This is a genomic window from Variovorax sp. Root318D1 (genome assembly GCF_001424835.1).
In the GTDB taxonomy this organism is placed as follows: Bacteria; Pseudomonadota; Gammaproteobacteria; order Burkholderiales; family Burkholderiaceae_C; genus Variovorax.
The window spans coordinates 128,378-153,903 of sequence record NZ_LMCQ01000021.1 but is presented as its reverse complement, the minus strand read 5'-3'; the positions used below and the strand labels follow the sequence as shown (position 1 = coordinate 153,903).

The following is a 25,526-nucleotide window of genomic DNA, read 5'->3' as shown; positions in this document are numbered from 1 at the left end:
GTACACACATGCCTCGCGTCAAACGTGGTGTAACGGCTCGCGCCCGCCACAAGAAAGTTCTCGCACTCGCCAAGGGTTTCCGTGGTCGCCGCGGTAATGTCTTCCGCATCGCCAAACAGGCGGTAATGAAGGCTGGGCAATATGCCTACCGTGACCGCCGCAACAAGAAGCGCGTTTTCCGTCAACTGTGGATCGCGCGTATCAACGCCGCCTCGCGTGAACTGGGCCTGACCTACAGCCAGTTCGCAAACGGCATCCGCAAGGCCGGAATCGAGATCGACCGCAAGATGCTTGCGGACATCGCAGTGCACGACAAGGCCGCTTTTGCCGGCATCGTGGAGCAGGTCAAGGCCAAGCTGGCTGCTTGATCCTGTAAAGCAAGGGCGGCCGCCTTCATTGGCGGCCTCCTGCGCCCACGACACAAGGGCTGGCGCTTGAAAAGGCTCCAGCTCTTTTTTTATTTCCCCCGCCTATTTTCTGTTGCTATGAACGAGTTGGACTCCCTGGTAGCCACCGCACGCGCCGCCTTCGCCGAAGCGAAAACGCCCGCTGAGCTCGAGAACGCCAAGGCGCAGTTCCTCGGCAAGTCGGGCCGCATCACCGAGCTGATGAAGGGCATGGCCGCACTCAGCGTCGACGAGAAAAAGTCGCGCGGCGCCGCAATCAACGTGGCCAAGCAGGCCATCGAGTCCTCGCTGACCGAACGCCGCCAGCAGCTGGCCGACGAAGAGCTTTCGCTGCAACTGCGCGCTGAAGCCCTCGACGTGAGCCTGCCCGGCCGCCGCCGCATTCCGGGCGGATTGCACCCCGTGAGCCGCACCCTGGAGCGCATCGAAGAGATCTTCTCCAGCATGGGTTTCGACGTGGCCGACGGCCCCGAGATCGAGAGCGACTGGCACAGCTTCACCTCGCTCAACAACCCGCCAAACCATCCTGCGCGTTCGATGCAGGACACCTTCTATGTCGACCTGAACGGCGACGACGGCATTCCGTACAACCTGCGTCCGCACACCAGCCCAATGCAGGTGCGCTACGCGCATCAGCACATCAAGAAATACGCGGCCGAGTTCGAGGCTGCTGCGGCCGACACCACCGGTGCCGTCAAGGCGCCCGAGATCCGCGTCATTGCACCCGGCCGCACTTACCGTGTCGACAGCGACGCCACGCACTCGCCCATGTTCCACCAGTGCGAAGGCCTGTGGCTCGGCGAAAACGTGAGCTTCAAGGACCTGAAGGTCATCTTCACCGACTTCTGCCGCACCTTCTTCGAAAGCGACGACCTCGTGCTGCGCTTTCGCCCGAGCTTCTTTCCGTTCACCGAGCCCAGCGCCGAAATCGACATCCAGTTTGCGAGCGGCCCCTTGGCCGGCCGTTGGCTCGAAGTCGCGGGCTCGGGCCAGGTGCACCCGAACGTGGTGCGCAACATGGGCCTCGACCCCGAGCGCTACATCGGCTTTGCCTTTGGCATGGGGCCCGACCGGCTCACGATGCTGCGCTACGGCGTGAACGACTTGCGGCTGTTCTTCGACGGCGACTTGCGCTTTCTCTCGCAGTTCCAGTAAGCACCCATCCATAGAAAAAAACCGAATACGAGATCGAAGAGATGCAATTCCCGGAATCCTGGCTGCGCGAGTTCTGCAATCCGCCCCTTGGCAGCGCCGAGCTGGCCGAAACGCTCACCATGGGCGGCTTCGAGGTCGAAGAGCGCCGCCCCGTCGCGCCGCCCTTCAGCCGCATCGTGGTTGGCGAGATCAAGGAAGCCGTGCAACACCCCAACGCCGATCGCCTGCGCGTGTGCCAGGTCGACGTGGGGCAGGGCGCCTTGCTCAACATCGTGTGCGGCGCACCCAATGCGCGCGTTGGCATCAAGGTGCCCTGCGCGCTGGTCGGTGCCGAACTGCCGCCCGGTGAAGACGGCAAGCCTTTTCTCATCAAGCTTGGCAAGCTGCGCGGTGTCGAAAGCCAGGGCATGCTGTGCTCGGCCCGCGAGCTCCAGCTGAGTGAAGACCACGGCGGCCTGCTCGAGCTCGACGCCGACGCGCCCATTGGCGCCGACGTGCGCGACGTGCTCAAGCTCGACGACGCACTGCTCACCCTCAAGCTCACGCCCAATCTCGCCCATGGCCTGAGCGTGTACGGCATTGCACGCGAACTTGCAGCCCTTACCGGCGCGCCGCTCAAGACCCCCGCCATTGCGCCCGTTGCGCCATCGTTTGCCGACGTGCTGCCGGTGAAGGTCGAAGCGCCCGAGCTCTGCGGCCGCTTTTCGGGCCGCATTGTGCGCGGCGTGAACACCAAGGTGGCCACGCCGGCGTGGATGGTCGATCGCCTTGCGCGCTGCGGCCAGCGCAGCGTGACGCCGCTGGTCGACATTTCGAACTACGTCATGTTCGAGTACGGCCAGCCCAGCCACATTTTCGACCTCGACAAGATCCACGGTGGCCTCACCGTGCGCTGGGGCAAGGCGGGCGAACAGCTCAAGCTGCTGAACGGCGCCACCATCAGCGTCGACGACAAGGTTGGCGTGATTGCCGACGACGAGGCCGTCGAATCGCTCGCCGGCATCATGGGCGGCGATGCCACCTCGGTGTCCGACGACACGCGCAACATCTACGTCGAGGCCGCCTTCTGGTGGCCCGAAGCCGTGCAGGGCCGCTCGCGCCGCTTCAACTTCTCGACCGATGCCGGGCATCGCTACGAGCGCGGCGTCGATCCGAGCCGCACGGTGCAGATCATCGAGCGCATCACGCAACTCATCATCGAGATCTGCGGCGGCCAGGCCGGCGCCATGGACGACAAGATCTTGAACGTGCCCGAGGCCATGCCCGTCACGCTGCGCGTGGCGCGTGCTGCGCGCGTCATCGGCATGCCTTTGACGCAGGCGCAATGCGCCGACGCACTGCGCCGCCTCGGTTTCGCCCTTGGCGAAGGCGAGGGCACATTGACCGTCACGCCGCCGCCGCACCGCTTCGATCTGCTCATCGAAGAAGACCTCATCGAAGAAGTCGCGCGCCTCATCGGCTTCAACAACCTGCCGACCACCGCGCCGCTCGCGCCCATCACCGCCCGCGTGCGGCCCGAGGCCCAGCGCAGCCGCTTCGCAGTGCGCCGCAGCCTGGCCGCGCTCGGCTACCAGGAAACCATCAACTTCAGCTTTGTTGAAGCGCACTGGGAACAAGACCTTGCCGGCAATGCCAACCCCGTCAAGCTGCTGAACCCCATCGCCAGCCAGATGAGCGTGATGCGCTCGTCGCTGATCGGCTCGCTGCTGCAGGTGCTCAAGTTCAACCTCGACCGCAAAGCCCCGCGCGTGCGCGTGTTCGAAGCCGGCCGCGTGTTCATGCGCGACGACAGCGTGGCCACCACCGACAGCACCGTGCGCGGCGTTCACCAGCCCATGCGCGTGGCCGGCCTTGCCTGGGGCGACGCCGAAGACGCGCGCTGGGACGGCAAGCCGCACCGCGTCGATTTTTACGACGCCAAGGGCGACGTCGAAGCGCTGCTCGCACCTCTGGTGCCAAGCTTCGAGCCCGCCGAGCACCCGGCCCTGCACCCCGGCCGCTCCGCCCGCGTGCTGATCGACGGCAAGGCCATCGGCTTTGTCGGCGAGCTGCATCCGCGCTGGCGCCAGAAGTGGGACTTTGCCCTGGCCCCCGTGGTTTTTGAACTCGATCTCGACGCCGTCACCGCGCGGCCCGTGCCCGTGGCCAAGCCGGTACCCAAGCATCAGGCCGTGGAGCGCGACATTGCCGTGGTGGTGGCCGAATCCGTCACGCACAATGCGTTGATGCAGGCCATTCAATCGGCGGCCGCCGCGCAAGGGCTGCTGCGCGACGTCACGCTGTTCGACATCTATCGTCCGCAACCTGCGCGCGACGGCACCGTGTCTGCATCGGGCGGCCTGGCGCCAGGCGAGAAGAGCATGGCGGTTCGCCTCAGCTTTCAGGACGACAACGCCACGCTGACCGACGAACAGGTGGAACCTGCCGTGCGCGCCATCGTCGAACAACTGAGCGCCACACTCGGCGCCCGCCTGAGAGGTTGATGAGAATGAACGCTGCGGAATTCACGCTCGAGGCCCTCGAAACGCCCGCACTCACCAAGGCGCACCTGGCTGATTTGCTGTTCGAGCAAATCGGCCTCAACAAGCGCGAATCCAAGGACATGGTCGAAGCCTTTTTCGACCTCATTGCCAACAGCCTGATCGAGGGCACCGACGTCAAGATTTCGGGCTTCGGCAACTTCCAGATCCGTGTGAAGGCACCGCGGCCGGGCCGCAATCCGCGCACCGGCGAGGCCATTCCCATCGGCGAGCGGCGCGTGGCCACCTTTCACGCCAGCGCCAAGCTCAAGGAACAAATCCACGGAAGCATCGAGCCCAGCGGCACTTCAGAGGTCGAGTGGAGCCTGGGCGCCGAATAAGGGCTTGGCGCTGCGCGGCTGCGTAGAGTAATCTCTAAGGTTTCCTGCGCACGGTCTTGATTTCAATGGAGAAAACGCTCCCGCCCATTCCCGTCAAACGCTACTTCACCATTGGTGAGGTGGGCGAACTGTGCGGCGTCAAGCCGCACGTGCTGCGCTATTGGGAGCAGGAGTTCACGCAACTGCGCCCCATGAAGCGGCGCGGCAACCGGCGCTACTACCAGCACCATGAGGTGCTCATGATTCGCCGCATCCGCGACTTGCTCTACGACCAAGGCTTTACCATCAGCGGCGCGCGCAACAAGCTGCAAGAGCTCGTGCAGGGCGAGCGCGAGCGCCGCAAGGCCGGCATCGTCCCGCTCGAGGGCATGGAAGCCATCGAAATCGACCAGGAAGAGTTCGACGCGGCCATGCACCAGGACGACGAAGACTCCCCCAGCCCAGAGCCCCAGCATGACGCTCGCACCGTCGATCCATCGCAGCTGATGCACTTGCGCCGCGAGCTTTTTGAAATTCGTGAGCTCCTGACCGTCGGACGGTGATTTCCGCCGGCTATAATTGAGGGCTTCGGTGTGTGGCGCAGCCTGGTAGCGCACTTGCATGGGGTGCAAGGGGTCGAAGGTTCGAATCCTTTCACACCGACCAATATCGTCAGATAGAAAAGCGGGTCAGAGCCACAAGCTCTGACCCGCTTTTTTTTTGTTCTTGGACGACGCCATCAGTCGCAGCGCGCGCCTTCAAGAGCAGCCAATGCTCAAAAAAAGCCGATAAATTCGCGAACTGCAAAGATTGCAATTGCGATTACAAAAGTACGCGTTGCCAAAAAACGGGGTGCGCCCCGTTTGCTTTTGATGTATTAAAGCTCTAATACTTTGAGCGGCTATTATTTGTAAATCTAGTGCTTGCGCCCCAAAAATTAGTTGTCGAAATACGACAAATTTTGGGTGGACTTTGCCCCCAACTGCCTGCCAAACGCCGGCTAGGAACGGTGCGTAATAACCACCGAGCGCAGCGATGGTCAGGGGGACACGCATCGTCCACCGGCTTTTTTCCCTCTGGCCATGGGGGCGCCACGTCTCCAGGCGCCCCTCAATCCTCCTACCTTGATCGCTAACCACATTTTCGTAAAATTGTGGGTTACAAAAACGTAAGTAATGTTGTCTATTCTGGCGCGGTAATTGCGTTCCCTTTTCCCTTGGGAAACCTTTTGGCAACAATAGCTAAGATGCCCTCAATAAGAGGAGGCAATAAGAACAGCTAATCCTCAGCAAGATGTTCGCCGGAAGGCGCAATAAAAAGCGGAGGTCGTTTTTGTGAGATATGCATCTGTCGCTGCTCTGTTGGTGGGTTCCCTGCTTCAAGCCTGCGCCATCGTGCCTGGCATGGGCACCGTAGAGCCCTACCAGAGCGCCGAGGATCTGCCGCCCAAGTTCCAGTACCTGCCCGACGCAGCGCCCGAAGACCGGATCACCCCCATCACCCCGGCCCTTGTGCGCACACTGGCCAAAATGACGCCCAAGAGCGTACCGCCAGAGGTGGGGGCTCTATTCGGCAAGCCGCAGCGCTACACCATCGGCCCCGGAGACGTGGTGGGCGTCATCGTTTACGACCACCCCGAGCTGCTGCCGAATGCCGGGGCGGTGATCTCGCAACAGGCCGATCCCACGGGCGTTAGCGTGGCGCCCGGGTTCATTGTTGATTCGTCGGGCGAAATCGCCTTTCCGTACGTTGGTCGCGTCAGGGTTGCGGGGCTCACCGAGGCCGAGGCCGGCGAACTCATCTCCAAATTGATCGTCACCCAGGTGCGCGAGCCCCAAGTGACGGTGCGCATCCAGTCGTTCAGAAGCCGCCGCGCCTACGTAGAAGGCGAAGTGCGCGCACCGGGCTCGCAGATCTTCACCGACTTGCCCATGACGCTGGCCGAAGCGATCAACCGGGCCGGTGGCATCACCGCAAACGGAAACTTTGCGAACGTGACTTTGGTTCGCGATGGCAGGTCCGTCGACATCAACCTGACACGCCTGCGCGAAGCCGGCCGCGATGGCAACGACATTCCCTTGATGAGCGGCGACACCATTCGCGTGGGCCACCGCGAAGACGCCAAGGTGTATGTGATGGGCGAAATCTTGCGCCCATCGGCACTCACGGTGCGGAGCAACGGTCGCCTCAACCTGAACGAAGCGCTGGGCGAAGCGGGCGGGCCGGTGCTCACCACCTCCAATCCCGGCCAGATCTACGTGATTCGCCAGGGTGCCACGGGCTTGCCCGCGATCTTCCATCTGGACGCCAAGAACCCCGCCGCCATGGTGCTGGCCAGGCAGTTCAGTCTGGAGGCGCAAGACGTGGTCTACATCGACCCCGTGCCACTCGTGAAGTGGAACCGCGTGATCAGCTTGATATTGCCCGCGGCCCAGGTGGTGAATCTGGGTAGCGAATCGGCGGATCGGTTCCGCTGATAGCGGGCCGGGGTAGCTGTCGTGAACATGTCTTGCTGTGCCTCGCCGGCCAATTTTGTTTGTTGCTCGCCAAGTTTTCTCAAGTCGAACTTGGAGGCCCTTGCCGATTGCCGCTCTGCCCACTGGCGGTCAGAACGCCTTATCTCCGGGACTAGACCCGAATGAACTCGAACAATTTAAAAATTGCCGTGATTGGCTTGGGCTACGTTGGCCTGCCTCTGGCCGTCGAATTCGGAAAGAAGCGCGATGTCATTGGGTTTGACATCAACCCCAAGCGCATTGCCGAACTCAGGCAGGGGCGTGATCACACGCTTGAAATCACATCGGAAGAGCTGAAGACCGCAAGGCAGTTGGTCTTCACCTCCGAGACGGCTGACTTGCGCGATTGCGGAGTTTTCATTGTCACGGTGCCCACCCCTATCGACAGCGCCAATCGACCCGACTTGACTCCGCTGATCAAGGCTAGCGAAACCGTGGGCAAAGTCATGCCGCCCGGCGCGATCGTCATTTACGAATCCACGGTCTATCCCGGTGCCACCGAAGAGGTGTGTGTGCCTGTGCTGGAAAGGTTCAGCAATGGAAAGAAATTCAACATCGATTTCTTTTGCGGCTATAGCCCCGAGCGGATCAACCCTGGCGACAAGGTCAACACGCTGACCAAGATCAAGAAGATCACCAGCGGCTCCACCCCCAAAGTTGCGCAGATCGTCGACGAGCTCTACGCCGAGATCATCACGGCTGGCACCTATCGGGCTTCGAGCATCAAAGTGGCAGAGGCGGCCAAGGTCATCGAGAACACGCAGCGCGACCTGAACATCGCGCTTGTGAACGAACTGTCGGTCATCTTCGATCGGCTGGGCATCGATACGCTGGATGTTCTGGAGGCTGCGGGCAGCAAATGGAACTTTCTGCCCTTCCGGCCCGGGCTGGTCGGTGGGCATTGCATTGGTGTCGACCCCTACTACCTTACGCACAAGGCCGAGGAAGTCGGCTATCACCCCCAGGTGATTTTGGCGGGCCGGCGCATCAACGACAACATGGCCCGGTACGTCGCGCGCAACACCATCAAGCACATGCTGCGCAATGGCATGGACGTGCCGCGCTGCCGCGTTGGCGTGCTGGGCATCACCTTCAAGGAAAACTGCCCAGACATTCGCAACAGCAAGGTCGTTGACATGGTGCGCGAATTTGAAACCTGGGGTGTTCAGGTCGTGGTTGCCGATCCCTGGGCTGATGCCGAAGAGGTGGCACACGAATACGGCCTGCAACTGGGCGTCGTGGATGCCGAGCATCCGGTAGATGCACTTGTGGCGGCGGTTGGCCATAACGAATACCGGCAAACCAATCCTGGTGCTTTGCGCAGCATGTGCCGCGGCGCTAAGCCTGTGCTGGCAGACGTCAAAAGCCTGTTTAACCGGCACCACGCCGCCGAAGTCGGTTTTACCGTCTTCCGCCTCTGAAATTTGAAGAAGACCCAATGAAGAACTTTGCCCTCATCGGTGCAGCCGGCTACATCGCACCGCGCCATATGCGCGCCATCAGGGACACGGGAAACCATCTCGCCGTGGCCTATGACATCAATGATTCGGTCGGGATCATCGACAGCATTTCTCCGCAGAGCGAATTCTTTACCGAGTTCGAACGCTTTCAGGAGCACGCTCAGCAACTCAAGCGCAACCCAGCAAGTGCCCTCGATTACGTTGCTGTCTGCAGCCCCAACTATTTGCATCACTCCCATATCGCGGCCGGGCTGCGCTTGGGCGCCGACGTGATTTGCGAAAAGCCCTTGGTCCCGACGCCGGAGCTAGTCGATGAACTGGCGCTGGTCGAAAAGGAAACAGGCCAGCGTGTTTACAACATTCTTCAACTGCGCCATCACGAAGCCATCTTGAAGCTGCGCGACAAGGTGGCCAAGGCGCCTTCGGACACGAAGTTTGATGTGGAGCTCACCTACATCACGTCTCGCGGCAAGTGGTATGCCGAAAGCTGGAAGGGCGACAACCGGAAGTCCTTTGGGGTGGCGACGAATATTGGTGTGCACTTCTACGACATGCTGCACTTCATCTTCGGCAAACTGCAGCGAAACGTGGTGCACCACAGCGGCGTTGCCAAGGCCGCGGGCTACCTGGAATACGAGCGCGCCCGTGTGCGCTGGTTTCTGTCGATCGATGCCAATGATCTCCCGGAAGAAGTCAAAGGCAAGAAGCCGACCTACCGCAACATCGACGTCAGCGGTGAGCAACTCGAATTTTCCGAAGGCTTTACCGACCTTCACACCACGAGCTACAGAGAGATTTTGGCGGGGCGCGGATACGGATTAGCCGACGCAAGGCATTGCATCGAGACCGTAAATGTCATCCGTAGCGCCACGCTCACCAAAGGCGAGCAGGGCGAAACACATCCCTACGTTCGTCAATTGGCCTGACGCGTTGCACTCGAGAGGCTCATGAGCTACACCGCACATCCCAGCGCCATCATTGATTCAGGGGCCGAAATTGGCGACGGCACCCGCATTTGGCATTGGGTTCACGTCAGTGGCAAGGCGCAGATCGGCGAGGGCTGCTCGCTCGGCCAGAACGTCTACGTTGGCAACGACGTGCGCATTGGCAACAACGTGAAGATCCAGAACAACGTGAGTGTCTACGACGCGGTCACGCTGGAAGACGACGTTTTTTGCGGCCCCAGCATGGTGTTTACCAACGTCTACAACCCGCGAGCAGCCGTCACCCGCAAGAACGAATACCGGCGCACGCTGGTCCGCAGGGGCGCCACGCTCGGCGCCAATTGCACCATCGTCTGCGGCAACACCGTGGGCGAATACGCATTCATCGGCGCCGGCGCCGTCGTCAACAGGAACGTGCGGGCCTATGCGCTCGTGGTCGGAGTGCCAGCCCAACAGATCGGCTGGATGAGCGAGTTTGGCGAGCAGCTTGCATTGCCACTGCAGGGTTCAGCAGAAGCCATCTGCCAACACACGGGAGCGCGCTACGTACTTGACGGCAACGCGGTAACCAAGCGGGAAGGCAAGACGCCATGATCGAATTCATCGACCTCAAGGCCCAGCAAGCCCGCATCAAGGACCAGATTGACGCTGCCATTCAGCGCGTGCTGGCGCACGGTCAATACATCCTCGGCCCTGAAGTCGCAGAGTTGGAAGAAAAGCTTTCCGCCTATACGGGCGCCAAGCACTGCATCACTGTCGCGAACGGCACGGATGCATTGCAGATCGCCCAAATGGCGCTCGGCATCGGCCCGGGCGATGAAGTCATTACGCCTGGCTTTACCTACATTGCCACCGCCGAAACCGTAGCGCTTCTGGGCGCCAAGCCGGTGTACGTGGACATCGACCCGCGCACCTACAACCTGGATCCGACACTGCTGGAGGCTGCGATCACTCTGCGTACCAAGGCCATCGTTCCCGTGAGCCTGTATGGCCAGTGCGCTGACTTCGACGCCATCAACGCCATTGCCGCAAGGCACGGCATTCCGGTGATCGAGGATGCGGCGCAGAGTTTTGGCGCTACGTACAAGGGCCGCAAGAGCTGCAGTCTCAGCACCATTGCGTGTGCCAGTTTCTTCCCTAGCAAGCCCTTGGGTTGCTACGGCGATGGCGGAGCCCTCTTCACCAGCGATGGCGAACTGGCCAAGGTCATGCGTCAGATCGCGCGGCATGGGCAGGACCGGCGGTATCACCATGTGCGAGTGGGAGTGAACAGTCGCTTGGACACAATGCAGGCGGGCGTACTTCTCGCCAAATTGCAAGTCCTCGACAGCGAATTGAAGAGTAGGCAGGACGTTGCCGCTCGATATAACCGGTTGCTTAACGGAATCGACGGGATTGTCGTTCCATATATCGACCCCCGCAATATGAGTGCATTTGCACAGTACACCATATCTGTTTCAAACCGGGATTTGATTGCCGCCAAACTAAAAAAGAGCGGTATCCCGACGGCGGTGCATTACCCAGAACCCCTCAATAAACAGCCGGCAGTTGTTGATGCTCAGGCTCAACTCCCATTTGGTGACCGTGCTGCGCAAATGGTGCTAAGCCTGCCGATGCATCCATATTTGATTGAAAAAGATCAAATTATTGTCGCAGAAAATCTTATTTCGTCGAGTTAAATGAACGCTCGAGTCAAACGGGAAGGCTTGGCCAAAGCTGCGACCATCCTTGCAAGTGGGACGGTCATTTCGCAAGGATTACTGATTCTTGCGTTGCCGCTGTTGACGAGAATCTATTCTCCTAATGACTTCAGTGTCTTGGCAACGTATGCCTCCATTTTAGCGGTGGTCTCGGGCATCGCTTGTTTAAGATTTGAACTTGCGATCCTTCAACCCGAGAAAGAAGAAGAAGCGCTTTCCCTACTGAGGCTCTCGCTACTTGCCCCCATTGTCTTGTCTTTAATCGCATGTATTCTTGTTTGGCTGATGCAAGCCGGAATGTTTGCTGGGCATAGGCTCCCTTTAATAGGTGGATATGCGTGGTTGTTGCCCGTAGGGCTGCTCGCAATCGGTTGGTATACGGCTGTCAGCTACTGGTTTTTGCGATCAAAAAAATATGCTGATGTTTCAATAAATAAAGTTTGGCAGAACATCGCGAGCCTTGTTGTGCAATTGGGATTGGGACTTGCTTCGATAGGGCCACTGGGACTCATTCTCGGGCACGTGACAATCAGCGGTGCAGGGGTGTCTGGCCTGCTCTTCAAGCTCAGAAGCGGCTCGGCCAGAATTTTTTCCTCAATCAGCATGCAGACTTTGAAGTCTGCCTTCTTCAAATTCCGGAACTTTCCTAAATACGCGGTTCCTGAATCGCTCGCCAACAACTCCAATATACAAATTCCCATTATTCTGATTGCGGCTTGGAGCGTAGGCCCTGAGGTTGGGTATCTAGCCCTTGCAAGTCGAGTTATCCAAGCTCCTGTCGCTTTAATAGGGGGAGCACTTTCCCAAGTCTACTCATCGAGAGCCCCGGAAGAACATCGAGCCGGCGAGCTCGCTCCGTTTACTGCAAAGATCCTCGAAGGCTTGATAAGAGTAGGTGTTGGACCTCTGATTTTTGTCGGAATGATCTCTGCACGGATATTCCCAATTTTATTTGGCGCCGAATGGAGCAGAGCCGGAGAGATAGTTTTGTGGATGACTCCATGGATAGTCATGCAATTTCTGGCTTCGCCAATTTCGCTCGCATTGCATATTATCGGCAACCAAAAAACTGCGCTGCTAGTTCAGTTGACGGGTTTGGTGCTAAGGGTTGGCGCCGTGTTCGCGGCGGCTGTTCTTGCAAGAGGTAATCTGGTCGAGGTTTATGCTCTTTCGGGCTTTTGCTTTTATTTGATATATCTCGCTGTGGTTGTGGCCTCGGTAGGTGTCGATTTTCGCTCGCTAGCGAAAATGGCTCTAAGAAATTGGTGGATTATTGCCGGGTGGCTAGGTGCCGCTCTACTGGTTAGAGGCTTCTTGGTGCTCGGCTCTTTTTAAAGCGCTTGGAAGGAATGGCAGATGAAGCGTCGCAAGTGGCTAATAAATTTCATTCCGCTGCTGACCGGCGCGACATTTTCCTGCATAACCAGCCGAGCTGAGGTGGGAAACCGGGTCCCGCTGGAAGAAAAAGAACAAGAAGGAAGCGGCGGTTTTGTCTTGTACTCAAGTCTAGATAAAGGCAAAGAGCCTGTTGCGAGGCTGACCGAGGGCCTGAGACTTTCAGTTTTAAAAGGTAAGGCGTTAAAAATCGATGAGGACATAAAAATCTCTGGGACGATTCAAGTTCCAGCGACGGCGAGAGTTTTGGGTGGAAATAATTGGATATTTCAAGATAAAAACTTGACGCCGCTATTTATGTGTGATGGACCTGGCGCTCGAAGATTTGAAAACATCAATTGCAGGGGTGTCGGCTCAGACTACGTAAATAGCAGCGCCGTTTATTCTGCAGCGGGCGTTGTTGCTCGGAGCGGGGCAAGCGTGGACATTGAAAAATGCCAGCTTATTAATTTCGCTGGAGCAGGAGTGCGATTGATGGCGGGAGCCGTCAACTGTAAAGTTATTGGCAGTCGAATTACAGGCGCAGGGCGAGATTACATCGCGTCAAAAACTAGCAATTATGGCGCGTGCGTTGTAGTAGAAGACGGCGTTCAAAAGTGGACGATCGATGGATGCGATTTGTCTCTGTCCGCTCAGGGAATAGTTACGGGCGATGATCTCGCTGACATTCAGATAACGAGAAATCAGATTCATGATATTGCAGGACAGCATGGCGCTTATATTGAATCCGTCAAGAATATCGTGGTTTCCAAAAATGTGTTTTTCGATATCCCCCTGCAGGCAATCAAAATTCAAATAGGGTCGGTTCGCGCGACCGATGCGGATCGAATACTGATTGAGGAGAATGTGATCTCGCGGGTTGGCAGTCATGCGATCTTGTTGACAAATCCTGTTGGAAATGGTGCGCGCTTGAAAAATTTCACCATTAGAAAAAATACATTCAATAGCGTAGGGGAAAGCGCGATATCGCTAAATAATTGCAGCGATGGATTGATTGAGTCGAACGAGATTCAATCGGTAGGTCGAGGCTTGTATGTCGACTCTTGTGGGATGTTAAGCGTGGTGAAGAATTCCATCCAAGATGCTACCAAGGAGAGCTCCCTTAGCGTAAATATGAGGAATTCTTCCTTCCGCGAGAACTATTTCTATACGAAAGCAACAGACAGGGCTGAAGGAGGAGGAGGTATCAGTTTCACTGGGGCGTCGACGGAAGGAATTGAACTTAAGCTGAATAAAATGGAAGGGGCGATTCCCAGGAAAATTCTAATGGGGAAAATTAACGCTTCACGATTTCATTTTGAAGGAAATAATTTTACTATTCCGGACAGATGAAGATTTGGCTTGTGCTTCCATAATTGCTGCTTGAGAGATAAAAAGTGGTTCGCGTTGCTATATTGATGCCTGTTTTTAATGAAGAGAAATATATAGTCGAGGCTATTGCTTCTGTTCTTGATTTTTCATACCCTGCTGATTTTTCAGTCGAATTAATTGTTGTTGATGATTTTTCCTCCGATCAGACATTTTCTTTGGTGGAAGAGCTTCGGGAAAAGTACAAATCTGCATTGAATCTAAAGAAAAACAAATCCAAAGGGAAAAATAATGCGTTTAATGAGGCAATTGCCGGAGCTGAGTGTGACTACGTTTGTCTCATGGGCGGGGACGACAAATTGATTCCGGCAACCTTGCTGGCGCGAGTTCGATTACTTCAGAAAAAAGTAATCGCTAACATGGAGATTCCAAGATACGCAATCTCCGTTTGTAAGATACGCACGTTTTCCGAGCAGAAGCGTTTCGACGGCATTCTGATTCCAAAAAAACCGGGCATCGGCGCTATTTCGGGGGGATCGGTTCTGATGCCTTCCGGCCTTGCTCGAAGTATTTTTCCCCTGCCTGTGGACGTTCCCAACGAGGATACGTGGTTGTCATTGCATCTGAGGTATCGAGATATAGAAGTTCTTCACATTGGTGAGGTCGGGCTTCTATATCGGATTCATGATCAAAATTCCCATAAAAGGGGAGGGAGCTTCGCAGAATTTCAGAACTCGATGTGGGCTAGAGGGCGAGTCATTCTTTCGTACTATGTTGAGCACTCGAACGAAATGTCGAAAGAGAAAGAGCGTCAGTTGTTGACGGAGCTCGTCGTGGAATGCCTTAAATCGCTCGGGTCTGTCTGGTCGATAACTTTTCTTGCACGAGTGGGATTTAAGGAGAAGGTGAAAGTGCTCACCTATGCGTCACCAACTGCTTACCATCTAAAGCAGAAATTTTATAAGTATTTAGTAGGGCGGTAATGATCTTCACGCTCGCTTTTTCTTTGATCTTTCTAGTCATCGGCTGGGCGACCTATGCCGGGCTGAAAGGTGTTCCGTGGTTTCTTCCCGTAAAGCTGTTCATATTCTTCAACGGCGTCATGGGGTTGGGAATTTTGTTTGCGCTTGATTTCAATGATCCCGCCGACATAGCTCATGGCGCCATCGTGCTTGTGTCGGCGTTGGTATATGGATTGTCTAGCATTTATTTTTCCAGCCGATTTTCTTTGTCGCGTAATTGGCATCGTTTTTTTTCTGAAGTAGATATTGGCCAGCGGAAAGGCGATTTTTACCTTTCAATCGCGTTGTATGCAATTTCTGGTGTAGCCGTTTGTTTGTACTTTTACTTGGTTGGGTATAACGTAATTTTAACCTCTTTGACTAGCAGTCTATCTGCTTCAGACGTCAAGGATTTGAGGTTGGCTTCATATGCTGGCGATGATTACTATGCTCCTGGATATTTCAATCAATTTAAGAATATCCTATTTCCTATTGCCTTCTTGGCGCTTTCTTTTAATTTAAAGAAGAGGATTAAATCACGGAAGATTTTTGTTCCAGTGGTGATCGTCTTGATGGCTCCGGTAATTTTGGGGCTGATGGGGACCGGCCAGCGCGCATTTTTGGTCGGGTTTGTAATCGTTTCAATGGTGTTTTTGGCCATCGCGAGTTCGCGTCGTTTTGTTATTAAAAGGGCGGCGCTGGTTGCAATTGCGCTTGTTTTTGTCTTTCTCTTTTCAATTTCTAGCTATCTTCTTGGCCGTTCAGAGGACTTTTCTATTGGGTCTTCGCTTGAAGCGCTAGCTGTGCGCCTGTTTAGCGACAATCAAATTTCAGCATTGGTTGGGTTTCGCTATATTTACGAACAAGCCGTGCAATTCGGGGGGGAGTGGTTGACGGATATTTTGGGGATACTTCCTGGGGAATACAAGGGCAGTGATTTAGCCAATCGTGTTCATGCGCTCCTCTATGGAAGTGATAGAGGAACTTCGCCAGTGTCTCTTTGGGGATCCGTTTACTACAATTGGGGATGGTTTGGAATTTTTTTGTTTCCGCCCGTGTTGTCATTTGCGTATTGCATAATTTCAAAGAGATTTTTAAAGAGGACGAACCACACGTCGCTTGAAATTGCTGGCTATGCATTCTTGTTCTATATTCTTGGCGCCTGGATTGCCTCGGGGCCGATGCAACTCGTTAATAACGGACTTGTTGCTTGTGTTCTCCTAATCTTTGGACTTCGTTTTCAGCGAGGTTGGCGTGGCCGCGGATTCGTAGAAAGAAATTGATTTGTTTGAGTTTGCGCTTGAGGAAGTTAAGCATGTTTAAAGAAAAGGTTCTTTTGATTACTGGCGGGACTGGGTCATTCGGAGGCGCGGTTCTTCATCGATTCCTTGAGAGCGATATTTCTCAGATTCGAGTGTTTAGTCGTGACGAAAAGAAGCAAGACGACATGCGGAAGCGCTTTAATCATTCGAAACTGAAGTTTTATCTCGGCGATGTACGCGATATCCGAAGCGTTGCTCAAGCTATGCGAGGAGTTGATTTTGTCTTTCATGCCGCGGCTCTAAAGCAAGTACCGTCTTGCGAATTCCACCCGATGCAGGCGGTACGCACGAATGTGCTTGGCACCGAAAACGTTTTGGAGGCGGCAATCGCCGCAGGCGTCAAACGTGTCGTGTGCCTGAGCACGGACAAGGCCGTCTATCCCATCAACGCGATGGGCATCAGCAAAGCCATGATGGAAAAGGTCATGGTCGCCGCCAGCCGAAATCTGGAAAGCACAAACACCGTTATTTGCGGCACCCGCTACGGCAACGTCATGGCGTCCCGCGGCTCGGTCATTCCGCTGTTCGTGGAGCAGGTTCTGGCAGGTAGGCCCATCACTGTGACGGACCCGACCATGACGCGCTTCATGATGACCCTGGAAGACGCGGTCGAACTGGTGCTGCATGCCTTCAACCACGGCAGCAACGGCGACATCTTTGTGCAGAAGGCGCCGGCAGCCACTGTGCAGGTACTGACGCGAGCCATCCTGGAGGTGATGCGCAAGCCTGGTCACGAAGTGCGCGAGATCGGCACACGCCATGGCGAGAAGCTCTATGAAGCGCTGTTGAGCCGAGAGGAAATGGCCTGCGCCGAAGACCAAGGCGACTACTACCGCGTGCCGCCTGACGGCCGTGACCTGAACTACGCCAAGTACGTGGAAGTGGGCGAGCAGCGCATTACCCGCAGCACGCACGGTGAAGACTACAACTCGCACAACACCACCCGGCTCGATGTGGATGGCATGAAGACACTGCTGCTCAAGCTCGACTTCATGCGACGCATTGCCCGCGGTGAACCCGCCATGGGGCAGGAATAAGACCATGAAGGTATTGATTACCGGCGCCCGCGGCTTCGTGGGCAAGAACCTGCAGTTGCACTTGGCCGAGCGCAAGGACGTGCAGGTGGTTTTCTTCACTCGCGACGACGGCGTGGAGCAATTGCCCGCGCTGCTGAAGGGGGTGGACTTCGTGTTTCACCTGGCGGGCGTCAATCGTCCGCAAGACCCGCATGAGTTTGCTACTGGCAATGCAGAACTTACACAGAGCCTGTGTCGTGCCGTTTGCGCCGTGGCCGAATCGACTGGAAAGAAGGTTCCCGTCGTCTACACCTCGTCCACCCAGGCAGGCTTCGACAACCCTTACGGCCGCAGCAAGCGCGAAGCAGAAGAGACGCTGCAGGCCGCCGCCCGCAGCCACGGCATCCCGGTGCATATCTTTCGGCTCCCCAACGTGTTTGGCAAATGGTGCCGGCCCAACTACAACTCGGCCGTCGCCACGTTTTGCCACAACATCTCGCGCGAGCTCCCCATTCAGATCAACAATCCGTCCGCGGCCGTCACGCTGGTGTACGTGGACGATGTCATCGAACGATTCGTTCAGTTGATGGACGGTGCAGATGCACAGTTGAACGCGGACGGTTTTGCCACGGTCGCGCCGCAATACACCACCACGGTGGGTGAACTGGCTCGGCAGATTCAGTCGTTCAAGGACAGCCGCAACACGCTGACTATCGATCGCGTGGGAACGGGGTTGGTGCGGGCGCTCTATTCAACCTATGTGAGCTATCTGCCGCCTGAGTCGTTTGCGTATGCGGTGCCGCAGTACGGAGACGCGCGCGGCGTATTCGTCGAGATGCTCAAGACGCCGGATGCCGGCCAGTTTTCGTTCTTCACCGCCCACCCGGGCATTACGCGAGGTGGCCATTACCACCACAGCAAGACCGAGAAGTTCCTGGTCATCAAGGGACGGGCGCGTTTCAAGTTCCGGCACATGCAGACCGGCGAAGCACATGAGCTGCTCACCGCGGGCGAGAAGCCTGAGATTGTCGAGACCGTGCCCGGCTGGACGCACGACATCACCAACATCGGCGCTGAAGAAATGGTCGTCATGCTCTGGGCCAACGAGGTGTTCGACCGCGCGCGGCCCGACACCTTTGCCTGCCCGCTGTAGACCTTCGATTACTGATTGTTCCCATGAAAAAACTCAAGGTCATGACAGTGGTGGGCACGCGCCCCGAGATCATTCGCCTGTCGCGAGTGCTGGCGCGCCTCGACGAGCATTGCGACCACGTGCTGGTGCATACCGGCCAAAACTACGATTTCGAACTCAACCAGGTTTTCTTCAACGACCTCGGCGTTCGCAAGCCCGACCACTTTTTGAACAGTGCGGCAGATTCGACGGGTGCCGCGCACACCATCGGCAACCTCATCATTGCGGTAGACAAGGTACTTGGGCAGGAGCAGCCCGAGGCAATGCTGGTGCTGGGGGACACCAACAGTTGCCTGTCAGTCATCCCAGCCAAACGGCGCAAGATTCCGATCTTTCACATGGAAGCCGGCAACCGCTGCTTCGACCAGCGCGTGCCGGAAGAGACCAACCGGCGCATCGTGGACCACACGGCCGATGTGAATCTCACCTACAGCACCATCGCCCGCGACTACTTGCTGCGAGAGGGGCTGCCGCCAGACCTGGTCATCAAGACTGGCAGTCCGATGTTCGAGGTGTTGTCGCACTACCGCTCGAGCATTGAGGCATCCGATGTGCTCACGCGACTGAGCCTTGAGGGAGGCCAGTACTTTGTGGTGAGCGCCCACCGCGAGGAGAACATCGAGTCTCTCCAGTCCTTCGCCAAGCTGGTCGATGTGCTCAATGCAGTGGCTGAAGATCATGGATTACCGGTCATTGTCTCTACGCACCCGCGTACCCAAAAGCGCATCGATGCCACGGGGGCTCGCTTTCATGCCAATGTCCGCTTGCTGAAGCCCCTTGGCTTTCATGACTACGTCAAGCTCCAGATGTCCGCCCGCGCGGTTCTTTCCGACAGCGGAACCATCAATGAAGAGTCGTCCATCCTGAACTTTCCGGCACTCAACCTGCGCGAGGCGCACGAGCGGCCAGAAGGAATGGAAGAGGGCGCGGTAATGATGGTGGGGCTTGAGGTTGCTCGTGTGCGCCAAGGCTTGGCCATCCTCAACACCCAGCCTCGCGGAGAGCTGCGTGGGCTGCGCCAGGTCGCCGACTACAGCGTTCCGAATGTCTCGGACAAGGTGCTGCGCATCATTCACAGCTACACCGACTACGTGAATCGGGTCGTGTGGAAGAAGTACTAAGGCCATGGCTGTTCGCATATTGCTGCTGACGCAATGGTTCGATCCCGAACCGACCTTCAAGGGCATTGTGTTCGCGCGCGAGCTCGTGCGGCAGGGCTTCGATGTGGAGGTTGTGACAGGCTTTCCAAACTACCCTGGTGGAAAGGTGTACCCCGGCTACCGCATCAAGTGGCTGCAGCGAGAAGTGATAGACGGCGTGCAGGTCACGCGATTGCCGCTATACCCCGATCATGGTCAGTCCGCCATCAAGCGTGTGCTGAACTACGCGAGCTTCGCGGCGTCCGCGTTCGTCTACGGCTTGTTTTTTGCCACGCGCCCAGCGGTGATGTATGCCTACCACCCGCCGCTGACGGTAGGCGTGGCGGCTGGGTTGATCCGCCTTCTCCGCCGGATTCCGGTCGTCTATGACATCCAGGACATGTGGCCGGACACCTTGCGGGCAACCGGCATGCTCAACAACGAACGAGCCCTGGGCATCGTGGCATCGGTCTGCCAATGGGTCTACAAGCGTGTGGATCACATAGCTGTGCTTTCGCCCGGCTTCAAGAAGTTGCTGATGCAGCGCGGTGTTCCTGAAGCAAAGATTGATGTGATCTACAACTGGGCCGATGAGGCTTCGCTGAAGGCACCTAGCGGTCAATTGCCGGCAGCGTTTCCAACTGCCGAGAAGTTCCGCATCGTGTTTGCAGGGAATATGGGCAAGGCGCAGGCGCTCGATGCTGTTCTGGACGCGGCTTTGCTGCTGCAACAACGTGGGTCGCGTGTTTGCTTTGTGTTGCTGGGCGGCGGTGTGGAGGTGAGTCGCCTTGTCGAGCGGGCTGCGGACCTGCAGCTGGGCAATGTGGCGTTCTTGCCGCCAGTGCCAATGGCTGAAGTCGGCACTTTGCTGAACGCGGCAGATGCATTGCTGGTGCATCTGCGCAAAGACCCGCTGTTTGAAATCACCATTCCGTCCAAGACGCAGGCTTACATGGCTGCCGGCAAGCCTTTGCTCATGGCGGTCGATGGCGATGCTGCCAATCTGGTGAGAGAGTCCGGTGCCGGGGTCATTGCTGCGTCTGAAGATCCGCAGTTGTTAGCGACTTCCGCCGAAGCATTGGCGGCCATGGCCCCTGAGGCGCTGGCAGGAATGGGAGCGAAGGCCCAGCGTCACTATCGCGAGCACCTGTCGCTGCGGATCGGCGTCGAGCGGTTCGGCGCTCTTTTCAGGCAGCTAGGCGCGAGAAGAACATTCGATATGAAGCGAGTGATTGATGTGTTCTTGGCCGCGGTGGCATTGTTGCTGCTCGCCATCCCTCTCGCATTCTTGACGTGGCAGGTGAGTCGCAAGCTTGGCAAGCCGGTTTTCTTCCGTCAGGTTCGGCCGGGGCTCAGAGGGCGGCCGTTCGAGATGGTCAAGTTCCGCACCATGACCGACGCGCGTGACGTCAGCGGGCAGTTGTTGCCTGATGCCGAGCGGCTCACGCCATTCGGCCGCTTCATGCGTTCGAGCAGCCTCGACGAACTCCCCGAACTCTGGAACGTCCTCAAAGGCGAGATGAGCCTGGTGGGACCTCGGCCGTTGTTGACTGAGTACATGCCGCTGTACTCGGCGGAGCAAGCGCGGCGTCACAACGTACGCCCCGGCATCACCGGTTGGGCGCAGGTCAATGGCCGCAACACGCTGAGCTGGGAAGAAAAATTCAAGCTCGACGTCTGGTACGTCGACAACCGCACGCTGTGGCTCGACATCAAGATCCTGTGGCTCACGGTGCGCAAGGTGCTGGTGCGCGATGGAATCTCCGCGGCGGGCGAGGCGACCATGCCGCGCTTCACCGGCTCTGCTGCCGCCTCGCACGGAGGTGAGTCGTGACGCACCCCTTGTTTGCCGTCTACGGCGCCAGCGGCTGCGGCCGGGGCGTGATGCCGCTGGCGCGCGCGCAGCTGGCGCGGCAGGGTATCGCCGAAGCGCGGCTTGTTTTCATAGACGACGCACCCGCAGCAGGAGTGGTCAACGGCCAGCGGGTGCTGCGCTATTCGGAATTTCTGCAGGAAGAGGCGAGCGAGCGTTACGTCGTTCTGGCCATTGCCAACAGCAAGATGCGCGAGCAGTTGGCCTTTCTTTGCAAGGCGGATGGCGTGCGCCCCTGGACGGTGAGCGCAGACAACGTAGTGCGCATGGATGACGTGACGCTGGGCGAAGGCGCGGCTCTCAGCCCCTTCGTCACCATCACTTCCAACATTCGCATTGGCCGGCATTTCCACGCCAACCTCTACAGCTATGTCGAGCACGACTGCGTGATCGGCGATTTCGTCACCTTTGCGCCGGGCGCCAAGTGCAACGGCAATGTGGTCATCGAAGACCACGCCTATATCGGCTCGGGTGCTGTCATCAAGCAGGGCCAGCCCGGAAAGCCGCTTGTCATCGGGCGCGGTGCCGTGGTCGGCATGGGCGCCGTGGTCACGCGCGATGTGCCGGCCGGCGCCACGGTGGTGGGCAATCCGGCTCGCCTGTTTTCTCCCAAAGGTTGATTGTGCTGAATACCTCGTTCTCTCCCTGGCCCAGCTTCACCGCCGAAGAGGCTGAATCCGTGCAGCGCGTGCTGCTCTCCAACAAGGTCAACTACTGGACCGGGCAGGAATGCCGCGAGTTCGAAAAAGAGTTCGCCTTGTGGTCGGGCACCGCCCATGCGGTGGCACTGGCCAATGGCACGCTGGCGCTCGATGTGGCGCTGAAGGCGCTGGGCATTGGCCCGGGCGACGAAGTGGTGGTGACGCCGCGCACTTTCATGGCCAGCGTGTCGTGCGTGGTCAATGCGGGTGCCACGCCGGTGTTTGCCGATGTCGACGCCGACAGCGGCAACCTCTCGGCGCGAACCATTGCACAGGTGCTCACGCCACGCACGCGTGCGGTCATCTGCGTGCACCTGGCCGGTTGGCCTTGCGACATGGATCCGATCATGGCGCTGGCCGAACAGCATGGCCTCAAGGTCATCGAAGACTGCGCCCAGGCGCATGGCGCGTACTACAACGGGCGGCCGGTCGGCTCCATTGGGCATGTGGGTGCCTGGTCTTTCTGCCAGGACAAGATCATGACCACGGGTGGCGAGGGCGGCATGGTCACCACCAATGACGAATCGCTATGGCGCGCCATGTGGGAATACAAGGACCACGGCAAAAGCCACGAGGCGGTGTTCAACCGCGAGCACCCACTGGGCTTCCGCTGGTTGCACGAAAGCTTTGGCACCAACTGGCGCATGCTCGAGATGCAGGCGGTGATCGGCCGCATTCAGTTGCGCCGCATGACCGACTGGACGGTGCGGCGCACCGGCCATGCAGAAGCGCTGAGGGCGGCCTGCCGGCCCTATGCGGCAGTGCGCGTGCCAGAGCTGCCCGAGGACAGCGTGCATGCGCACTACAAGTGCTATGTCTATGTGCAGCCCGAGCGGCTGGCACCCGGATGGAACCGCGACCACATCGTGAACGCCATTCAGGCCCAGGGCGTTCCTTGCTACCAAGGCTCATGCTCGGAGGTCTACCTTGAGAAGGCTTTCGACGGCACCGGCTGGCGGCCGGCCGACCGCCTGCCGGTGGCGCGTGCCCTGGGCGAAACCAGCCTCATGTTCCTGGTGCATCCCACGCTGACGGCCGCTGAAATGGAGGCCAGCTGTGTGGCCATCAAGCGGGTATTGAAAGAAGCGAGCGCCGCATGAGCTTGCACACTGCGCGAAGCTGGTTACCTAAGCCAGGAGCCGCGGTCTGGAGCTGGCTGCTGGCGCTGGCCATGCTCGTGCTGCTGGTGTTGAGCCTGGCGCCGTCCTCGCTAGCCTTGCCCACCACCGGCTGGGACAAGGCCAACCATGCCTTGGGTTTTGCGGTGCTGGGGCTGCTGGGCCAATGGGCCTGGCCGGGGCGCACGGCCGTCGTCCTGACCGCGCTGCTGGCCTACGGGGGGCTCATCGAACTGCTGCAATCCTTCACGCCCGATCGCAGTACCGAGGCTGTCGATCTGCTGGCCGATTGGGTGGGGTTGCTGTTTGGCGCCGGCATGGCGTTCTTGCTGGACCGCCTGCGTCCCACGGGGCAGGAGGCGCAATGATGGATTCACAGCATGCCGGGTTGGTAAAAACTTCTTCAGGGGGTTCGCATGATCGATCGTATGGCTCAGCCTATGTTGGCGCTGCCGCGCCCCGTAAAGCGGGTGTTGGCCTTGTTGGTCGATGCCGGACTGTGCGTGCTGTGCGTGTGGCTGGCATTCAGCTTGCGCTACGAGCGGTGGATAGAACTGACGGGCGTGCATTGGCTGGCGGTTGCCGGTGCAATCATGCTGGCGCTGCCGCTTTTCGTGGTCTCGGGCTTGTACCGTGCAATCTTCCGCTATGCCGGCAGCGCGGCGCTGATGGCTGTCGTGCACGCCTGCTCTCTGTTCAGCGTCGGCTATGTCCTCATATTCACCGCATTCGGCGTCGAGGGAATTCCGCGTACGGTGGGGCTCCTGGTGCCTGCGCTGCTGTTGTTCACGGTGGGCGCTTCCCGCCTCCTGGCGCGCTATTGGTTGGGCGGTTTGTACACGCAGGTGCTGCACGGCAAGGCGCTGCCGCAGGTGGTGATCTACGGTGCCGGCAACGCCGGCCGGCAGTTGGCCGCAGCACTCGCGCACAGCCCGGAGATGGTGGTGCGGAGATTCGTCGACGATTCGGTGCAGCTGCAGGGCAGTACGCTCAACGAACTGCCCATTGATCCGCCGTCCTGGCTCGAGGCCCATGCTGCCGCTGAAGGCATTACCGACGTGCTGTTGGCGCTGCCGTCGGTTTCGTATGGCCGCAGGGCGCAAATTCTGAACGACCTCTTGTCGCTGCACCTGCGCGTGCGCACGCTCCCTGGCATGGCCGATCTGGCGCAGGGCCGGGTGCAGGTCAAGGACCTGATGGAAGTCGACATCGAAGACTTGTTGGGCCGCGACCCGGTAGCGCCGGTCGACGATCTTCTGAATCGCCATGTGCGCGGCAAGGTTGTGCTGGTCACCGGTGCGGGCGGTTCCATTGGCAGCGAGTTGTGCCGCCAGATTGCGCAGTTAAGGCCCTCGGTGCTGTTGCTGGTGGAATGGAGCGAGTACGCGCTCTATGCCATTCACCGCGAGCTGGAGCAAGAAGCCCCCGCGCTGAGCGTGGTGCCGCTGCTGGCATCGGTGTGCGATGCCGCGCGCATGCGCCAGATCATGAGCGTGTGGCGGCCCAATACCGTCTACCACGCCGCGGCCTACAAGCACGTGCCACTGGTGGAGCACAACCCCGTAGAGGGCCTGATCAACAACACGCTGGGCACGCTCACGGCGGCATTGGCAGCGCGGGACAACGGCGTTGGCCAGTTTGTGCTGGTCAGCACCGACAAAGCGGTACGGCCGACCAACATCATGGGCGCAAGCAAGCGCCTGGCCGAAATGACGCTGCAGGGCCTCGCCCAGCAAAAGCCGCGTACCTGCTTTTCCATGGTGCGATTCGGCAATGTGCTGGGTTCCAGTGGCTCGGTGGTGCCGCTCTTTCGCCAGCAGATCGAAGCTGGCGGACCCATCACGCTCACGCACGAAGACATCACGCGTTATTTCATGACCATTCCCGAGGCGGCCCAACTGGTGATCCAGGCCGGCGCCATGGCCGAGGGCGGCGATGTGTTTGTGCTGGAGATGGGGTCGCCGGTACGCATCATCGACCTGGCGCGCCGCTTGGTGGAACTGTCGGGGCGCACGGTGCGCGATGCGCGGAACCCGGAAGGCGACATTGAGCTGTCAATCACCGGCTTGCGTCCCGGCGAAAAGCTGTATGAAGAACTGCTGATCGGCGACAACGCCATGCCTACCGTGCATCCGCGCGTGATGAAGGCCCATGAAGCGTGCCCGCCGTGGCGAGAGCTGGCGACAGAGATCGATGAACTTCGCACGCTGCTCGCGCGCAACGACGTGCCTGCAATCAAACGCCAGCTGCAGCAGCTTCTGGGCGGCTATCGACCGCATGCCGATGTGGTGGACTGGGTATATCTAGAGCGTGAACGTCAGAGTGGGGCTCTCCCGACGCCGGTATCAGTCACGCCTGACGGCGTGGCCTCTGGTGCTTCGGTTTCCCCTTCCGCGCTCGTTCCAGTCTGATCTCTTGTTGGAGTTCCGGCAAATGTCCC

General features: G+C 58.3%; 22 protein-coding genes, 1 tRNA gene and 1 pseudogene. All 24 read left to right on the top strand.

Annotation, left to right across the window (positions count from 1 at the left end; translation table 11 throughout):
- The first annotated feature begins 8 nt into the window (after positions 1-8).
- The 24 genes and pseudogenes from rplT to ASC78_RS19075 all read left to right on the top strand — a co-directional run bounded on the left by rplT (position 9) and on the right by ASC78_RS19075 (position 25,497).
- A complete protein-coding gene (gene rplT, locus ASC78_RS19170; protein WP_055804712.1) occupies positions 9-368 on the top strand; it encodes a 50S ribosomal protein L20 in 360 nt (119 codons plus the stop codon).
- A 117-nt stretch (positions 369-485) separates the two neighbouring features.
- Positions 486-1,562 carry a phenylalanine--tRNA ligase subunit alpha gene (gene pheS, locus ASC78_RS19165; protein WP_055804708.1) on the top strand — a complete coding sequence of 359 codons (1,077 nt, stop codon included), beginning with the start codon at positions 486-488 and terminating at the stop codon, positions 1,560-1,562.
- A gap of 41 nt (positions 1,563-1,603) precedes the next feature.
- Positions 1,604-4,045, top strand: a complete 2,442-nt coding sequence (pheT, locus tag ASC78_RS19160) for a phenylalanine--tRNA ligase subunit beta (RefSeq protein ID WP_055804705.1) — start codon at positions 1,604-1,606, stop codon at positions 4,043-4,045.
- 5 nt (positions 4,046-4,050) lie between these two features.
- Positions 4,051-4,422, top strand: coding sequence for an integration host factor subunit alpha (locus ASC78_RS19155; RefSeq protein WP_055804702.1), 372 nt, complete (start codon positions 4,051-4,053; stop codon positions 4,420-4,422).
- Between the two features lie 65 nt (positions 4,423-4,487).
- Entirely contained in the window at positions 4,488-4,964 is a 477-nt protein-coding gene (locus ASC78_RS19150) for a MerR family transcriptional regulator (protein WP_055804699.1), read from the top strand.
- A 26-nt stretch (positions 4,965-4,990) separates the two neighbouring features.
- Positions 4,991-5,067: transfer RNA gene (locus ASC78_RS19145), tRNA-Pro, on the top strand.
- 737 nt (positions 5,068-5,804) lie between these two features.
- On the top strand, positions 5,805-6,878 hold the full coding sequence (locus ASC78_RS19140; protein WP_200934336.1) for a polysaccharide biosynthesis/export family protein: 1,074 nt from the start codon (positions 5,805-5,807) through the stop codon (positions 6,876-6,878).
- Between the two features lie 161 nt (positions 6,879-7,039).
- Positions 7,040-8,338: a nucleotide sugar dehydrogenase gene (locus tag ASC78_RS19135; RefSeq protein WP_055804696.1), complete on the top strand. Its 1,299-nt coding sequence runs from the start codon at positions 7,040-7,042 to the stop codon at positions 8,336-8,338.
- Positions 8,339-8,355: 17 nt separating this feature from the next.
- Positions 8,356-9,303: a Gfo/Idh/MocA family oxidoreductase gene (locus ASC78_RS19130; protein WP_055804694.1), complete on the top strand. Its 948-nt coding sequence runs from the start codon at positions 8,356-8,358 to the stop codon at positions 9,301-9,303.
- Between the two features lie 21 nt (positions 9,304-9,324).
- A complete protein-coding gene (locus ASC78_RS19125; protein ID WP_055804689.1) occupies positions 9,325-9,915 on the top strand; it encodes an N-acetyltransferase in 591 nt (196 codons plus the stop codon).
- Positions 9,912-11,000 (top strand): DegT/DnrJ/EryC1/StrS family aminotransferase, encoded by a 1,089-nt coding sequence (locus tag ASC78_RS19120; protein ID WP_055804687.1) that lies wholly within the window; start codon positions 9,912-9,914, stop codon positions 10,998-11,000. The genes ASC78_RS19125 and ASC78_RS19120 overlap by 4 nt, the downstream gene beginning before the upstream one ends.
- Positions 11,001-12,356, top strand: a complete 1,356-nt coding sequence (locus ASC78_RS27185) for a lipopolysaccharide biosynthesis protein (protein WP_082517595.1) — start codon at positions 11,001-11,003, stop codon at positions 12,354-12,356. It abuts the gene before it with no gap.
- Between the two features lie 21 nt (positions 12,357-12,377).
- Positions 12,378-13,748, top strand: coding sequence for a right-handed parallel beta-helix repeat-containing protein (locus tag ASC78_RS27180; protein WP_082517594.1), 1,371 nt, complete (start codon positions 12,378-12,380; stop codon positions 13,746-13,748).
- Between the two features lie 44 nt (positions 13,749-13,792).
- On the top strand, positions 13,793-14,707 hold the full coding sequence (locus ASC78_RS27175; protein ID WP_157634492.1) for a glycosyltransferase family 2 protein: 915 nt from the start codon (positions 13,793-13,795) through the stop codon (positions 14,705-14,707).
- A complete protein-coding gene (locus tag ASC78_RS27170; RefSeq protein WP_082517592.1) occupies positions 14,707-16,008 on the top strand; it encodes an oligosaccharide repeat unit polymerase in 1,302 nt (433 codons plus the stop codon). The genes ASC78_RS27175 and ASC78_RS27170 overlap by 1 nt, the downstream gene beginning before the upstream one ends.
- Positions 16,009-16,040: 32 nt before the next feature.
- Complete coding sequence (locus ASC78_RS19110) at positions 16,041-17,084, top strand: polysaccharide biosynthesis protein (RefSeq protein WP_055804679.1); 1,044 nt, start codon at positions 16,041-16,043, stop codon at positions 17,082-17,084.
- Positions 17,085-17,088: 4 nt separating this feature from the next.
- Positions 17,089-18,216, top strand: coding sequence for a UDP-2-acetamido-2,6-beta-L-arabino-hexul-4-ose reductase (gene wbjC, locus ASC78_RS19105; protein ID WP_055804676.1), 1,128 nt, complete (start codon positions 17,089-17,091; stop codon positions 18,214-18,216).
- Positions 18,217-18,239: 23 nt separating this feature from the next.
- The gene (wecB, locus tag ASC78_RS19100) at positions 18,240-19,376 is read left to right on the top strand and encodes a non-hydrolyzing UDP-N-acetylglucosamine 2-epimerase (protein WP_055804673.1); all 1,137 of its coding nucleotides are present in this window, start codon (positions 18,240-18,242) and stop codon (positions 19,374-19,376) included.
- A 4-nt stretch (positions 19,377-19,380) separates the two neighbouring features.
- Positions 19,381-20,469, top strand: a pseudogene (locus ASC78_RS28075) (glycosyltransferase family 4 protein); the annotation flags it as partial.
- Positions 20,470-20,613: 144 nt separating this feature from the next.
- A complete protein-coding gene (locus ASC78_RS28070) occupies positions 20,614-21,228 on the top strand; it encodes a sugar transferase (protein WP_235505148.1) in 615 nt (204 codons plus the stop codon).
- A complete protein-coding gene (locus ASC78_RS19090) occupies positions 21,225-21,887 on the top strand; it encodes an acetyltransferase (RefSeq protein WP_082517591.1) in 663 nt (220 codons plus the stop codon). Before ASC78_RS28070 ends, ASC78_RS19090 begins: the two co-directional genes overlap by 4 nt.
- 2 nt (positions 21,888-21,889) lie before the next feature.
- Complete coding sequence (locus tag ASC78_RS19085) at positions 21,890-23,068, top strand: DegT/DnrJ/EryC1/StrS family aminotransferase (protein WP_055804667.1); 1,179 nt, start codon at positions 21,890-21,892, stop codon at positions 23,066-23,068.
- A complete protein-coding gene (locus ASC78_RS19080) occupies positions 23,065-23,454 on the top strand; it encodes a VanZ family protein (RefSeq protein ID WP_157634491.1) in 390 nt (129 codons plus the stop codon). The genes ASC78_RS19085 and ASC78_RS19080 overlap by 4 nt, the downstream gene beginning before the upstream one ends.
- Before the next feature lie 48 nt (positions 23,455-23,502).
- A complete protein-coding gene (locus tag ASC78_RS19075; RefSeq protein WP_055804663.1) occupies positions 23,503-25,497 on the top strand; it encodes a polysaccharide biosynthesis protein in 1,995 nt (664 codons plus the stop codon).
- Positions 25,498-25,526: the final 29 nt, after the last annotated feature.